Here is a 13283-nt window from a genome sequence, read left to right as displayed (position 1 = left end):
TGCCGGTCGCGGCACTACAGGGGCAGGGCCTCCGCCGCCCCGACGCCGACGGAGCCGACCGGTACCGCGGGCAACACCGGGGCCCGCTCCTCCGTCCGCTGGGGCGGCAGCGGAACCGCACGCAGCGGACGCGGTCCGGCCACCACGGAGTAGTCCGTGCCCAGAAACGGCGGAACGACCTCCCCGGGGTCCTCTCCGAGCGCCAACTGCACCGCCGCCCAAGGGGCGTTGATCCCGCACAGCGAGAGCTGGTGCAGCCCGCCCGCGGCGCGGGTGTTGACGTCCAGCAGCACCGGCCCGTCGCCGAACATGCGGAACTGGATGTTGGACAGGAAGTGCAGCCCGAACCCCTCCGCGAGGCGCCGCGCCGGCTCCAGCCACTGCTCGTGCAGCGTGAACCCGCGCCGACGGCCGTTCTTCGTGCGGCCCACCGCCATGCGGACGCGGTTGTCCCGTCCGGTCAGGCAGTCGACCGACACTTCAGGTTCCTCCAGGCGCGGCATCACCAGCCAGTCCACCGGCTCCTCGGCCTCCCGCACCGCCCGCACGACCAGGTCCAGCGGCACGTACGGGCCCGGGAAGCCGCTGAGCTGGGCGAGCGAGAAGGGGGCGCGCGTGATGACGCGGAACCCGACCCCGCCCGCGCCCGCCGCCGGCTTGAAGCACGGCTTGTGCCCGGCGGCCTCCAACTGCTCCACGGCTGCGAGGAGTTCGTGCTCGTCGGTCACCCGCCACCACGGCGGCACCGGCACCCCGATCGACTCCACGGCCCGGTACGCCGTCGCCTTGTCCTGGAAGACCGCGACCGCCTCGGCCGAGGGCGCCAGCAGCGCCGTACCGGCCGCTTCGAACTCGGCGCGGTGCGCGACGATCGCCTCCTGGTGCAGACGGGGCACGAAGACATCGATGCCCCGCCGTGCGCACTGGTCGAGGGCGTACTCGACGTACGCGGCCGGGGACAGGCCCTCCGGCTCCAGTTCGGCGGTGTCCGCGGCGGCCAGGACGGGGGAGTCGGGGTCGCCGTGCGTGGCATGGATCTCCACGGCCCGGTCGCTGGGATTTCTCCGCAGCTGATCCATGAAGAACACGTTCTCCGCGTACGTGCGGTTGAGCCAGACGCGTACGCGAGAGACCATGCAGGCCGCCTTTCACGGTCGTGCGGGCAGGGCGAAGCAGGCCGTGCCCGGCCAGGGAAGAGGGAGGTGCACCGAACCGCCGTACGCTTCTGCGGCGTCCGCGACGGATGTGCTGGGGCGATCATAGGCCCTTCCGGGCGCCACCACCGCTACGCGCGTGTTACGGATTTCCTCCGGTTCCCGTTCGGGCGGCAAGGGATGTTTTCCGGAGCTGCCGAGTCCCCGGCGGGGCTGTTTCCGGCCACGATCGGGCGCCTGTCGCGGGTCGCTCTTGTCCGTCCGCGACCGGATGTGGTCTCGTGGAGCGCGTTCGGTTCTCGAAAGGGGCGTCAGTGGAGTCGACGGACGGCCGTGGACGCCTGCTCGCCATCAGCGACCTGCACGTCGGGTACGCCGAGAACCGCGCGCTCGTCGAGCGCATGCGGCCCACCTCGGACGAGGACTGGCTGCTGGTCGCGGGTGACGTGGCCGAGACCGTCGCCGACATCCGCTGGGCCCTGGGACTGCTCGCCGGACGCTTCCGCCGGGTGATCTGGACACCCGGCAACCACGAGCTGTGGACCCATCAGAAGGACACGGTCACCCTGCGCGGCGTCGAGCGGTACGAACACCTGGTCGCCGTGTGCCGGGAGCTGGGCGTCACGACACCCGAGGATCCCTACCCGGTCTGGGAGGGGCCGGGCGGTCCGGCGGTCGTCGCCCCGCTGTTCCTCCTCTACGACTACTCGTTCCTGCCGCAGGGATGCACCACCAAGGAGCAGGGGCTCGCCTACGCGCACGGCACCGGGATCGTGTGCACGGACGAGTACCTGCTGCACCCCGACCCCTATCCCAGCCGCGAGGCGTGGTGCCGGGCCCGGGTTGCCGAAACCGAGCGCAGGCTGGCGGAGATCCCCGGCGACCTCCCCCTGGTGCTGGCGAACCACTACCCACTGGACCGGCATCCCACGGACATCCTGCGCTACCCCGAGTTCGCCATGTGGTGCGGTACCCGCCTGACCGCCGACTGGCACCGCCGCTTCCCGGTGGCGTGCATGGTCTACGGTCATCTGCACATCCCGCGGACCACCCACCACGAGGGCGTCCGCTTCGAAGAGGTGTCCCTGGGCTATCCCCGCGAATGGGGTCCGCGCCCGCAGCCGCCCGGGGAGCTGCGCCGCATTCTGCCGATGGAGGACCGAGCAGGTGATCGAGGAGCTGCTTCCGGGGCCGGTCGCGGCCGTGGAGGCCTACGGCAGTGACGCACTCGGCGACGGCGTCGCCCTCTACCCCGAGGAAGAAGCGGTCATAGCGCGGGCGGTGGACAAACGGCGCCGGGAGTTCACCGCCGTACGGGCCTGCGCACGGCGTGCCATGGAGAAGCTCGGCGTGCCGGCGCAGCCGGTCCTGCCCGGCGAGCGCGGTGCCCCGCGCTGGCCGGACGGGCTGATCGGCAGCATGACGCACTGCGACGGCTACTGTGCCGCCGCACTGGTCCACGCCGGCGAACTCGCCTCGCTCGGCATCGACGCCGAACCCCACGACCGGCTGCCGGAGGGCGTACTGGACGCGGTGGCCCTGCCCACCGAGCGGACCCGGCTGCGGGGCCTGGCCCACAGCCGTCCCTCCGTCCACTGGGACCGCCTGCTGTTCAGCGCCAAGGAGTCGGTCTACAAGGCGTGGTTCCCCCTGACCGGCACGTGGCTCGACTTCCTCGAGGCCGACGTGGAGATCGACCCGGGCGTCGCCGTCGAGGCCCGCGACTCGTCGGCCTCATCGGGCCCTTCGGCCGCCGCGGACGCCTCCGGAGTCTTCCGGGCCCGGCTCCTGGTGCCCGGTCCGGTGGTCGACGGCCGTCGCCTCGAGGCCTTCGACGGCCGCTGGACCGTGCGCGGGGGCCTGCTCGCGACGGCCGTCGTCGTGCACCACGTGTGAGTCGTCCGCCGAGGCGTCGAGTTCCCGGTCGCCCACCGGGTCAACGAGGGCACCAGTCGCCGAGCAGGCGGAAGAACTCCTCCTCGGTGCCCGAGAGCCCCGCCTCCGCCAGGGCCAGGTCCGCCTCGGCCAGCGCGGCGGTCGGGACCACGGGTGGTCGGTGCGCGTCCGGCGGGCCGTCGAAGGCGGCTCGTACGGTGTGCAGAAGGCGCAGATACGCCTGCACGGCGGCGCGCTGGCGGTCGGTCAGGACGGCGGTCGGCATCGGTCGGCTCTCCCCGGTTTCGGCCGTACGACGGGGCGTCGCACGGCGGTTCCTGCACGGCACGCGCCGGCGGTGCGCGGACGGCCGCCGCGCGCACCGGTCGGCGCACCTCCCAGCTTGCCGCCCGCCACTGACAATCCCGTTCGCCTTCCAGCGGGTTCGCCTGCTTGGCGGAGAGCTACGCCGCGCTCTCCCGGGCTTCGGGGGCCTGCGGGCCCTGCGCGGAGCCGGTGACCGACTCCCACTCGGCCGCAGTCAGCGGCGGGGCCGTCAGCAGCGGGCGGCGCGGGCCGCGCAGGACGGCGATCAACACCGCCGGTCTGACCAGTTCGCTCATGGGCTTGGAGAGGGTGACCACGTCGAAGAACGCCTTCGCGACGAGCGGACGGCCGGTCGCGGTGAGCATCAGCCGGTTGACGTACGCGCCGAGGACGCGGTTGGCCAGGCTCGGTGCCTTGCCGATCGCGCCCGGATAGTGGATGTCCGTGCTGGTCGCGAACTCCCATGCCGTCGCCACCGGACGGGCCACCGCCCGCTGCGCCCGCCGGGCGAGTCCCGGCGCGGCCGGCCCGTGCCGTGCCACCAGCTCGCCCAGCGCCACGGCACCCTGCGCGGCGACCGAGAGCCCGTGCCCGTAGACCGGGTTGTACGTGGCCACCGAGTCGCCGATCACCACGAACCCCTCGGGCCAGCCGTCGACCTTCTCGTAGAACCTCCGGCGGTTGACCGTGCTGCGGGTGACGACCGGGTCCGTCAGCGGCTCCGCGTGCGCGATCAGCTCGCCCACCACCGGATGCCGCACGCTCTCGCGGGCGAACGTCTCGAACTCGTCGGCGCTGGAGGGCGGTTCACCGCCGCGCGTGCCCGACAGCGTGACCAGCCACCGCCCGCCCTCGACCGGCTCGATGGTCGTGGTCCGCCCGGGCACCGGAACCGTGGCGTCCGACTGAACGTTGACCAGCGGGAACTCCTCCGTGCCCGGGGGCGCCCGGAAGATCCGGCTGGAGTAGACGAGCCCCGAGTCCACCTCCTCCAGCGGCGCCGCGGGCACGCCCAGCGCCTCCAGCCAGGCCGCCGCCCGCGAGCCGCGTCCCGCGGCGTCCACGACCAGGTCGGCCGCCAGCACCCGCTCCCGGCCGTCGGCCGTCCGCACCCGCACGCCCGTCACGCGGGACGCGTCGCCGTCCAGGGACAGCAGTTCGGTCCGCTGCAGTACGGTCACCCGCTCGCTTCGGGTGACCCGCTCGCGCACCACCCAGTCGAGCAGATCACGGCTGCACGCGATCATGAACTGCATCTCCGGCCAGCGCCGGAACCAGCCCCGCGGCTGCAACGACACCAGCCCCGTCGGCAGCGGAACGCGCCGGGCGCCCGCCGCGAGCCACGCCTCGGTCACCCCCGGCAGCAGCTTCTCCATGGCACGGGCGCCCCCGGACCAGATCACATGGACGTGCCGGGCCTGCGGGAGCCCCTTGCGCGGTTCGGGGCCCTCGGGCAGCACATCCCGCTCGACGACGGTGACGTCGGCGTACGCGCGCAGGGCCGCGGCGGCCAGCATGCCGGCCATGCCGCCGCCGATCACGACGGCGCGGCGCGGTCTCGCGCCCGAGGGGGTGTTAGCGGGTTCGCTCATGGAAGTCGCTTCCTGGGCTGGTCCCGGCCGGTTCCCGGACGGCCGCGACGACGGGTGACTGACGCAGGGCGGTCGACATCCGCACGAGGTCGCGGGGCACCTCGGGGGACGCGGCGGAGGCGCTGCCGGCCCCCACCGAGCTGATCACCCTGCCCTCCGGATCGGCGGCCCTGGCCCGCACGGCCGCCGCCACCATCGCCGCGTCGGCCTCGGCCTGCGCCTGGACGGGGTCGGAGCCCGCCGCCAGGGCGGCGTCGTAGGCGCGGGAGCGCACCACGGAGTCGAAGTAGGGGTACAGGCCCAGCATGCCGTCGTGGATGTCGGACTCCCGCTGGGTGACCTGGAGTTCGACCGGCGACCACCAGGAGATGCGCACCGCGCGGTCCGCGTGCGCGGACACCGGTCGCAGCTCGCGCCACAGCGGCCCGAGCCGGCGATAGGTCGCCCAGGTGTTCCAGCTGTCCCCGACGCGCTGGCAGGCCAGCGGGAGACAGAAGCCGACCGCGCTGATCTGCGCCCCCGCCGAGGCCAGCACCGGTGCCGCGTCGCTGCTGAGGTAGTCCAGGTCGTGGCCGTACCAGCGGGCGACGACGGCGGTGAACTTGGTCGCCAGGTAGGCCAGGTTGAACAGGTAGCCGGTCACGATGACGAGCAGGCCGACGCGCAGCCAGCCGCGCACCTGCAGGGCCCAGCGCCCGCACATGAAGTTCATCGCGACGCCCGCCACGGTGAGCGCCAGCAGGTACAGCACGATCATCTCGCGCGTGTACGGGGTGCGGGCGTAGTACGTGTCGAAGTCGACCAGCCGTTCCACCGGAGCGTCACCGAGCGCGAACAGCGTCATCAGCGCCACGATCACCACCCCGTACCCGGTGATGATCCGCCGGGTGGTGCGCCGGGTCTGCTCGGGGCGGCCGCCGCGCCAGTTGACGACGAGAACCAGACAGGACGCGCTGAACGCACTCAGCAGGCAGTAGACCAGCGGCGCCGAGACATTGGTGATGCCCGTGAGGTCGTTGACCTTCGCGATGGTCGGGGGCGCGGCGAAGAAGAACACCAGACCGGCCAGCGCCAGCAGCGCGCACACCGACCTGAGCAGCGGGTCACGCCATGAACGGGCCAGGGCGGGCGCCTTGAAGGTGAGCGCCACGCCCATCGCGGCGGCCGGTATGTAGTAGCTCGAACCGTCCATGGAATCGGCGCCCGCGCCCCTCAGCCCCGCGGCCCGCGATAACCCAGCGAGGCCTCGATCCGCCCCGCCAGGCCGTCCCGCTGGACGGGCCCGCGCAGCGAGGAACCGACCAGCCAGGTACGGCACTTGCTCGCCAGCAGCAGCCCGAAGCTCTCGGCCTCCTTCTCGTCGGCGAGGTCGAAGTGCGTACGGGCGGCGACTCTGTGGACGGTCGCCTGCAGATCCGCGGTGTCGCTGAGCAGACGCGCCGCGACCGCGGCCCCCTCCACATGGTGGCCGTGGTGCCCGGCGTTCATGTGCCACAGCTCGTGGCCGAGGATCACCAACTGGTGGTCGGGGGCCGTGCGTTCCTCGATGACCACCAGGTCCTGGTCGGCCATGTCGAGCCAGAGCCCGCTCGCCGTACCGGGCGGGAACGCGGCCGTGCGGAACCGGACGGGACGGCCGCGGCGTCTGCTCATGCCGTCGCACAGCGCGGCGTACAGGTCGGCGGGTTCCGCCGGCGCCGGGAGCGACAGCTCCGCCACCAAGTCGCCGCACAGGCGGCGCATTTCCCTTCCGATGCCCACGGTTCTCCCCCGGATCAGGACTCGGGCCGCTTGACGCTCTCCAGGAGCATGTCCAGCCACTCGGCGACCTTGTCGCGGTGCTGGTCGGTGGGCAGCTGGGCCGCCCGCCAGGCGATGCCGCGGACGCCGTGGTCCTGCAACAGCCGCTCCAGCGGATCGTCGGCTGCCTCGGCCGCCGCGCGCTCGCGGTCGGCGAGCTGCTGGAGGAGCTCCTGCTCGGAGCGCTGGAGGGCGTGCGCGAGCGCCTCCGGGTCCTCGGCCGTGAGGAACCCGGCATGCACTCCGAAGAAGCGCTGAATGGCGTCGCAGTGCTCCATGGTGGGGCGCCGGTCGCCATTGATGAGGGCACCCGCCTGCTGGCGCGACATGCCCGCGCCGTCGGCGATCTCCTGCTGGGTGTACTTGCGCCCGTTGGGTTTCAGCCGGGTGCGGCGCAGCAGGTCCAGTCGTTGCAGGAAACGCGCCTGCAGATCCGGCTCCCCGGCGGGCTCTCCGCCCAGCAGGGCCTTCACCACCGGCTCCGGGACGCCGGACTCGACCGACAGCCGCGCGACGTCGAAGATCCGCTCGTGCGGGACGCCCAGCCGGTCGGCGAGGGCGGCGACACGGGCCACGACGGCCGGCAGCAGACCCGGCGCCGCGACTTCCGGCACCTCGAAGCCATCCGTCACCGACAGGTCTCCTACGTCTCGCTCAGGTCGTTGTTCTCGCTTGCCCGGAACCAACCGGAGACTAGCCGCTCCCTCGAACCGACATCCAGGTCTCGCCACAACTGTGGCGAGATTCAGCCGTCAACAGACGCCAAATGCCACGATAGTTGACACGCCCGGACGCGGAGCCGCAGGATCAAGGCGCCGCGTGAAGGCCGCAAGGGCAAGAGGGGTGACCTCCCGATGGCGTTTCAGGCAGGAGGGCAGCGGTCGCAGCCGCGGCCCCTCCCCGAGAGTCCGGAAGCACGGGCGTATCTGCAGGACTATGCCACGCTCCTCGATGCCGTCCCCTTCCCGTCCGTCGTCTTCGACCACCGCTGGGACGTGGTGCTCGCCAACAGCGCGTTCAGGACGCTGTTCAGCTCGGTGGCGCCGCATCCGACGGCCATGCCGTGCGACAACTTCCTGCGGTTCGTGCTGTTCCACCCGGACGCGGGCACGATCCTCGGCGAGCACGAGTCGAGCTGGTGCCTGCCGATGCTCGCCCACTTCGCCGCGGCCGTGGAGCGGCACGGACACGACCACGGGCTGCAGTCCATCCGCCGGGACATCGCCCAGGACCCGATCATGGAGGCCGCCTACCGGCACGGCCTGCCGCACTGGATCCGCGCGGCCGGACCGCACGCCGTGGAGCACGACGGGGCCGTACGGCCGCTGCTGCACCCCGACCCGCGCTGGGGCACCGACTGCCGGGTGGTGGGCGAGACGCCCAAGACCCTCCAGCAGATGGGGTACTCCCGGCTGACCCTGGTGCTGCGCGAGGCCCGCCGTCCGGCGCCCGCCCCCCGCCGCCCGCGCCGCGCCCGGCGCACGGCGAGCCACCTCAGCGTGGTGCCCGAGCCGCCGGCGTAAGGCTCCTGCGGAACCCCCGGCTCCGTCGGTGTTCAGGTCGCCGACGGCGCCGGGGCACGTCCTTCCTCCCCTCGGCGGCGGGCCCTGCGGGGCGGGCGCCCGTCGGACGGCAGCGCCTACAGGGTCAGACGCAGCGCGATCAGCCGGGCCGTCGATTCCTGGACGCAGCCCTCGGCCAGCTCCCTGGCCGCATCCCGCGCGCCGTCCCGCACCGCGCCGACGAGCGAGCGGTGCCGGTCGGCCACCTCGTCGCGACAGGCGTCGTCCCCGAGGACGAGACACAGCAGGGCCCCGACCTCCGTCTGGAGCGCGATCTGCTCCCGGGTGAGCCGGGCCGACTGCGCGGCGGCGGCCAGCTCCACATGGAACCGGCCGTACAGGCGGCTGCGTGCCGCCGCGTCCACGGCCGTCGCGAACTCCTCCAGGGTGCGCCGCAGGTGCTGGAGATCGTCCGGTTCGGTGCGCTCGGCCGCCAGCCGGGCGGCGGCCCCGGAGACGGCCGCCCAGTGGTCGCCGAGGTCGCGCAGCCCCTCCGTGCTCCAGCCGGCCAGCCGCTGCCTGATCCGCTCCTCGGCCGGGTCCGCGGGCAGCGAGACGAAGCTGCCGCCGCCACGCCCCCGCCGGGTGGTGACCAGCCCCTGCTGCCGCAGCGCCATCAGCGCCTCCCGCAGGGTCACGGTGGACACGCCGAGCTGCCCCGCCAGCTCGGCCTCCCCGGGAAGCTGCTCCCCGTCGGCGAGCAGCCCGAGTTCGATGGCGTCGCTGAGCCGGCGGACGACCGTCTCCACGCGCGCCCGGGTGTCCACCGGGGCGAACACGGCTCTCCGGGCGGCGCCGTCCCTGTTCTGCTTCACGGCCACCACCTTGTGCGTTGACTCAACCTTTACCTTAAGAGGGACTTGAGCTTTGAACTATGACTTCATATCTTTACGACCCAGGGTAAGAACGAAAGTCTGCTCCAGAAAGGTTCCCGTCCATGAAGGGCAGCGCGGTCCGGCTCCAGGGCCTGCGGAAGGAGTTCGGCGGCACCACCGCCGTGGCCGGGGTCGACCTGGAGATAGCCGACGGGGAGTTCTTCTCGATGCTCGGCCCGTCCGGCTCCGGCAAGACGACCGTCCTGCGCATGATCGCGGGCTTCGAGAGCCCCACCTCCGGCACCGTGGAGCTGGCCGGCCAGGACGTCACCGGCCTCGCCCCCTTCGAGCGGGACGTCCACACCGTCTTCCAGGACTACGCGCTCTTCCCGCACATGACCGTCGAGCAGAACGTCGCCTACGGCCTCAAGGTCCGCAAGGTGCCCAAGGCCGAACGGCTCCAGCGGGCCCGCAAGGCGCTCGCCGACGTGCGCCTGGAAGGCTTCGGCGGACGGCGGCCGGGTCAGCTCTCCGGCGGCCAGCGCCAGCGGGTGGCACTCGCCCGGGCCCTCGTCGGCCGCCCCCGCCTCCTGCTGCTCGACGAACCGCTCGGCGCCCTCGACCTCAAGCTGCGCGAGCAGATGCAGGTCGAGCTCAAGGCCCTCCAGCGCGAGGTCGGGATCACCTTCGTGTTCGTCACCCACGACCAGGAGGAGGCCCTGACGATGAGCGACCGCATCGCCGTCTTCAACCAGGGCCGCATCGAACAGGTCGGCACCCCCGCCGAGATATACGAGCGCCCCGCGACCGCCTTCGTCGCCTCCTTCGTCGGCACCTCCAACCTGCTCCAGGGCGAGGCCGCCGAGCGCGTCACCGGCGCCCCGGGCACGTACAGCATCCGGCCCGAGAAGATCCGGGTGCTGAAGGAGTCCTCCCTCGCGGACGAGCCCGAGCACTCCACCGCCACCGGCACCGTCGCCGAAGTGGTCTACCTCGGCGACGCCACCCGCTTCCTCGTCGACCTCGACGCGGGCGGCCGCCTCACCGCGCTCCAGCAGAACCTGGAGACCTCCTCCGAGGACGTCGCCGCCTACCGCGGCACCCGGGTCCGCCTCACGTGGCACCGCCGCCACGCCGTCCAGGTCCCGGCCGCCCGCTGACCATCCCCCCACGCCAGGTCATCGTCACGTATGGAGAACGTCGTGCGTCTCACCCGAACCCTGAAGGCCAGCGCGGTCGCCGCCGCGATGCTGCTCGCGGCCACCGCCTGCGGCTCGTCCGGCTCCGGCTCGGGCGGCTCCGCGTCCACCGGCCTCAACCCGCCCGATCTGAAGGCGCAGTCCAAGCTGGGCAAGAACGAGGGGCAGGTCAACCTGATCGCCTGGGCCGGCTATGTCGAGGACGGATCCAACGACCCCAAGGTGAACTGGGTCGGCGACTTCGAGAAGCAGACCGGCTGCCAGGTGCACTCCAAGGTGGCGGCCAGCTCCGACGAGATGGTCAAGCTGATGAAGACCGGCGAGTACGACGCCGTGTCCGCGTCCGGCGACGCCTCCCTGCGCCTGATCGCCTCCGGAGACGCGGCCCCGGTCAACACCGACCTCGTCCCCAACTACAAGGACGTCTTCAGCGACCTGAAGCTGCAGGCCTGGAACTCCGTCAAGGGCAAGGCGTACGGCATCCCGCACGGCCGCGGCGCCAACCTGCTCATGTACAACACGGAGAAGGTCAAGCCCGCGCCGACCTCCTGGTCCGCCGTCTTCGACGACGCCGCCAAGTACAAGGGGCACGTGACGGCGTACGACTCCCCGATCTACATCGCCGACGCGGCGCTGTACCTCAAGGCCACCAAGCCCGAACTGAAGATCAAGGACCCGTACGCGCTCGACCAGAAGCAGTTCGACGCGGCGGTCGACCTGCTGAAGAAGCAGAACGCGAACGTCGGCGAGTACTGGGGCGACTACCTCAAGGAGGTCTCGGCCTTCAAGAGCGGCGACTCCGTGGTCGGCACCACCTGGCAGGTCATCGCCAACCTGGCCAAGAGCGAAGGCGCCAAGGTCAACGCCATCGTGCCCAAGGAGGGTTCGACCGGCTGGTCCGACACCTGGATGCTGTACTCCAAGGCCAAGCACCCCAACTGCGCCTACCAGTGGATGAACTGGATCATCTCCCCGAAGGTGAACGCGCAGGTCGCCGAGTACTTCGGTGAGGCCCCGGCCAACGCCAAGGCCTGCGAGCAGACCAGCGACAAGAACTTCTGCACCACCTTCCACGCCGCCGACACGGCCTACTGGAAGAACATCGCCTTCTGGAACACGCCCATCGAGCAGTGCCTCGACGGCCGCAGCGACGTCAAGTGCGTGCCGTACGCCAAGTGGGTCCAGGCCTGGACCGAGATCAAGGGCTGAGGCACGACGATGACCGCCACCGCGCAGGCCGCCGGACGGGCCCCCGTCCGGCGGCTCGCCGGGATGCTGCACCGCCGCCCGCGGCTGCGGCTGTCCCTGCTGCTCACCGCCCCCCTGCTGTGGCTGGCCGTGCTCTACCTCGGCTCGCTCGCAGTGCTGTTCGTCTCGGCGTTCTGGACCACGAACTCCTTCACCTCCGAGGTGGTGAAGGTCTGGTCGACCGACAACTTCCACGCGCTGCTGACGACCCCCGTCTTCCGCGAGGTCATCTGGCGCAGCATCGTCGTGGCCCTCGCCGTCACCCTCCTGTGCGCGGTGATCGCCTTCCCGCTCGCCTTCTACACGGCACGCGTCGCCAAGCCCAGGTGGCGCCCCCTGCTGGTGGTCGCCATCCTCACCCCGCTGTGGGCGAGCTACCTGGTCAAGGTGTACGCCTGGCGACTGATCCTGTCCGAGGGCGGGCTCGCCGACTGGATGCTCAAGCCGTTCGGGCTGAGCGGACCCGGGTTCGGCCTCCCGGCGGCGATCATCACCCTCACGTACCTGTGGCTGCCGTACATGATCCTGCCCATCCACACGGCACTGGCGCACCTGCCCGCCAACCTGCTGGACGCCTCCGCCGACCTCGGGGCGCGACCCGGCCGCACCTTCCGCTCGGTCGTGCTGCCGATGGTGCTGCCGTCCGTCGCCGCCGGCTCGGTCTTCACCTTCTCGCTCAGCCTGGGCGACTACATCACCGTGCAGATCGTCGGCGGCAAGACCCAGCTCATCGGCAACCTCGTCTACTCCAACATCGAGCTCAACCTGCCCATGGCCGCCGCGCTGGGCACGGTTCCGGTGGTGGTCATCGTGCTGTACCTGCTGGCCATGCGCCGCACCGGCGCGCTCAGCAGCCTCTAGAACAGGTCCGCTGTCATGCAACTGTCCCGTTCCGCGCGCATCGCGCTGCGCGTCGCCGCCGGGCTCGGCTTCGCGGTCGTCTACGTCCCGCTCGCGCTCGTCCTGGTCAACTCCTTCAACCCGGACCGCAGCGCGAGCTGGCCCCCGCCCGGGTGGACGTTCCACTGGTGGTCGGTCGCCTGGGAGAACGCGGGCGCCCGCAACGCGCTGTGGGTCTCGGTGAAGGCGGGCCTCGGCGCCACGGCCGTCGCCCTGGTGCTGGGCACACTGATCGCCTTCGCGGTGGCCCGGCACCGCTTCTTCGGCCGGGGCGCCATCTCGTTCGTGGTCGTCCTGCCGATCGCGCTGCCCGGCATCGTCACCGGCATCGCCCTCAACTCGGCGTTCAGCACGGTCCTTCAGCCGCTCGGCGTCGGTCTCGGCCTGTTCACCGTGATCGTCGGGCACGCCACCTTCTGCATCGTCGTCGTCTTCAACAACGTGGTGGCACGGCTGCGCCGCACCTCCGGCTCCTACGAGGAGGCGGCGATGGACCTGGGGGCCGACACGTTCCGCGCCTTCGTCGACGTGACCTTCCCGCTGGTGCGCTCGGCGCTGTTCGCGGGCGGGCTGCTCGCGTTCGCGCTGTCCTTCGACGAGATCGTGGTGACGACCTTCACCGCGGGCCCCGGCATCGAGACCCTGCCGATCTGGATCTTCAACAACATGACCCGCCCACAGCAGGCACCGGTGGTCAACGTGGTGGCGGCGGTCCTGGTCCTGCTGTCGGTGATCCCGATCTACGTCGCCCAGCGACTGTCGGCGGACACGGCGACGGAGAGCCGGATCTAGAGAAATCCGATACCGTCCA

The 13283-nt window shown here is 71.7% G+C and carries 14 protein-coding genes; 7 read left to right on the top strand and 7 right to left on the bottom strand.

The window, feature by feature from the left end; translation table 11 throughout:
* Positions 1-14 precede the first annotated feature (14 nt).
* Complete coding sequence (locus tag ACZ4SW_RS22695; RefSeq protein ID WP_468247473.1) at positions 15-1136, bottom strand: ATP-grasp domain-containing protein; 1122 nt, start codon at positions 1134-1136, stop codon at positions 15-17.
* Between the two features lie 332 nt (positions 1137-1468).
* On the opposite strand from ACZ4SW_RS22695, the gene ACZ4SW_RS22690 reads away from it, so the two are divergent.
* Positions 1469-2377 (top strand): metallophosphoesterase family protein, encoded by a 909-nt coding sequence (locus ACZ4SW_RS22690; RefSeq protein ID WP_468247468.1) that lies wholly within the window; start codon positions 1469-1471, stop codon positions 2375-2377.
* Positions 2322-3050 carry a 4'-phosphopantetheinyl transferase family protein gene (locus tag ACZ4SW_RS22685; protein ID WP_468247463.1) on the top strand — a complete coding sequence of 243 codons (729 nt, stop codon included), beginning with the start codon at positions 2322-2324 and terminating at the stop codon, positions 3048-3050. Before ACZ4SW_RS22690 ends, ACZ4SW_RS22685 begins: the two co-directional genes overlap by 56 nt.
* A 40-nt stretch (positions 3051-3090) precedes the next feature.
* Here ACZ4SW_RS22685 and ACZ4SW_RS22680 read toward each other — a convergent pair whose 3' ends face one another.
* From ACZ4SW_RS22680 to ACZ4SW_RS22660, 5 genes are all read right to left on the bottom strand, one after another.
* A complete protein-coding gene (locus ACZ4SW_RS22680; protein WP_468247460.1) occupies positions 3091-3315 on the bottom strand; it encodes a hypothetical protein in 225 nt (74 codons plus the stop codon).
* Between the two features lie 178 nt (positions 3316-3493).
* Complete coding sequence (locus tag ACZ4SW_RS22675; protein WP_468247454.1) at positions 3494-4948, bottom strand: FAD-dependent monooxygenase; 1455 nt, start codon at positions 4946-4948, stop codon at positions 3494-3496.
* The gene (locus ACZ4SW_RS22670; RefSeq protein WP_468247449.1) at positions 4932-6140 is read right to left on the bottom strand and encodes an MAB_1171c family putative transporter; all 1209 of its coding nucleotides are present in this window, start codon (positions 6138-6140) and stop codon (positions 4932-4934) included. Before ACZ4SW_RS22670 ends, ACZ4SW_RS22675 begins: the two co-directional genes overlap by 17 nt.
* 20 nt (positions 6141-6160) lie before the next feature.
* Positions 6161-6691 carry a toxin-antitoxin system, toxin component gene (locus ACZ4SW_RS22665; protein ID WP_468247773.1) on the bottom strand — a complete coding sequence of 177 codons (531 nt, stop codon included), beginning with the start codon at positions 6689-6691 and terminating at the stop codon, positions 6161-6163.
* A 32-nt stretch (positions 6692-6723) separates the two neighbouring features.
* The gene (locus ACZ4SW_RS22660; protein WP_468247443.1) at positions 6724-7380 is read right to left on the bottom strand and encodes a helix-turn-helix domain-containing protein; all 657 of its coding nucleotides are present in this window, start codon (positions 7378-7380) and stop codon (positions 6724-6726) included.
* Positions 7381-7602: 222 nt separating this feature from the next.
* Between ACZ4SW_RS22660 and ACZ4SW_RS22655 the strand changes: the two genes are divergently transcribed.
* A complete protein-coding gene (locus tag ACZ4SW_RS22655) occupies positions 7603-8271 on the top strand; it encodes an MmyB family transcriptional regulator (protein ID WP_468247439.1) in 669 nt (222 codons plus the stop codon).
* Between the two features lie 116 nt (positions 8272-8387).
* On the opposite strand, the gene ACZ4SW_RS22650 is transcribed toward ACZ4SW_RS22655, so the two are convergent.
* The gene (locus ACZ4SW_RS22650) at positions 8388-9125 is read right to left on the bottom strand and encodes a FadR/GntR family transcriptional regulator (RefSeq protein ID WP_468247435.1); all 738 of its coding nucleotides are present in this window, start codon (positions 9123-9125) and stop codon (positions 8388-8390) included.
* Between the two features lie 122 nt (positions 9126-9247).
* Between ACZ4SW_RS22650 and ACZ4SW_RS22645 the strand changes: the two genes are divergently transcribed.
* From ACZ4SW_RS22645 to ACZ4SW_RS22630, 4 genes are read left to right on the top strand one after another with little or no spacing between them, the layout of a single operon-like run.
* Positions 9248-10285 carry an ABC transporter ATP-binding protein gene (locus ACZ4SW_RS22645; RefSeq protein ID WP_468247428.1) on the top strand — a complete coding sequence of 346 codons (1038 nt, stop codon included), beginning with the start codon at positions 9248-9250 and terminating at the stop codon, positions 10283-10285.
* Between the two features lie 42 nt (positions 10286-10327).
* Positions 10328-11533: an ABC transporter substrate-binding protein gene (locus ACZ4SW_RS22640; RefSeq protein ID WP_468247423.1), complete on the top strand. Its 1206-nt coding sequence runs from the start codon at positions 10328-10330 to the stop codon at positions 11531-11533.
* 9 nt (positions 11534-11542) lie between these two features.
* Positions 11543-12433 (top strand): ABC transporter permease, encoded by an 891-nt coding sequence (locus ACZ4SW_RS22635; protein WP_468247420.1) that lies wholly within the window; start codon positions 11543-11545, stop codon positions 12431-12433.
* Between the two features lie 15 nt (positions 12434-12448).
* A complete protein-coding gene (locus tag ACZ4SW_RS22630) occupies positions 12449-13264 on the top strand; it encodes an ABC transporter permease (protein ID WP_468247415.1) in 816 nt (271 codons plus the stop codon).
* Positions 13265-13283: the final 19 nt, after the last annotated feature.

This window comes from Streptomyces sp. NPDC028331 (assembly GCF_055565775.1).
Note: the sequence above shows the minus strand (reverse complement) of the source record. Positions and strands in the feature narration are given on the sequence as shown.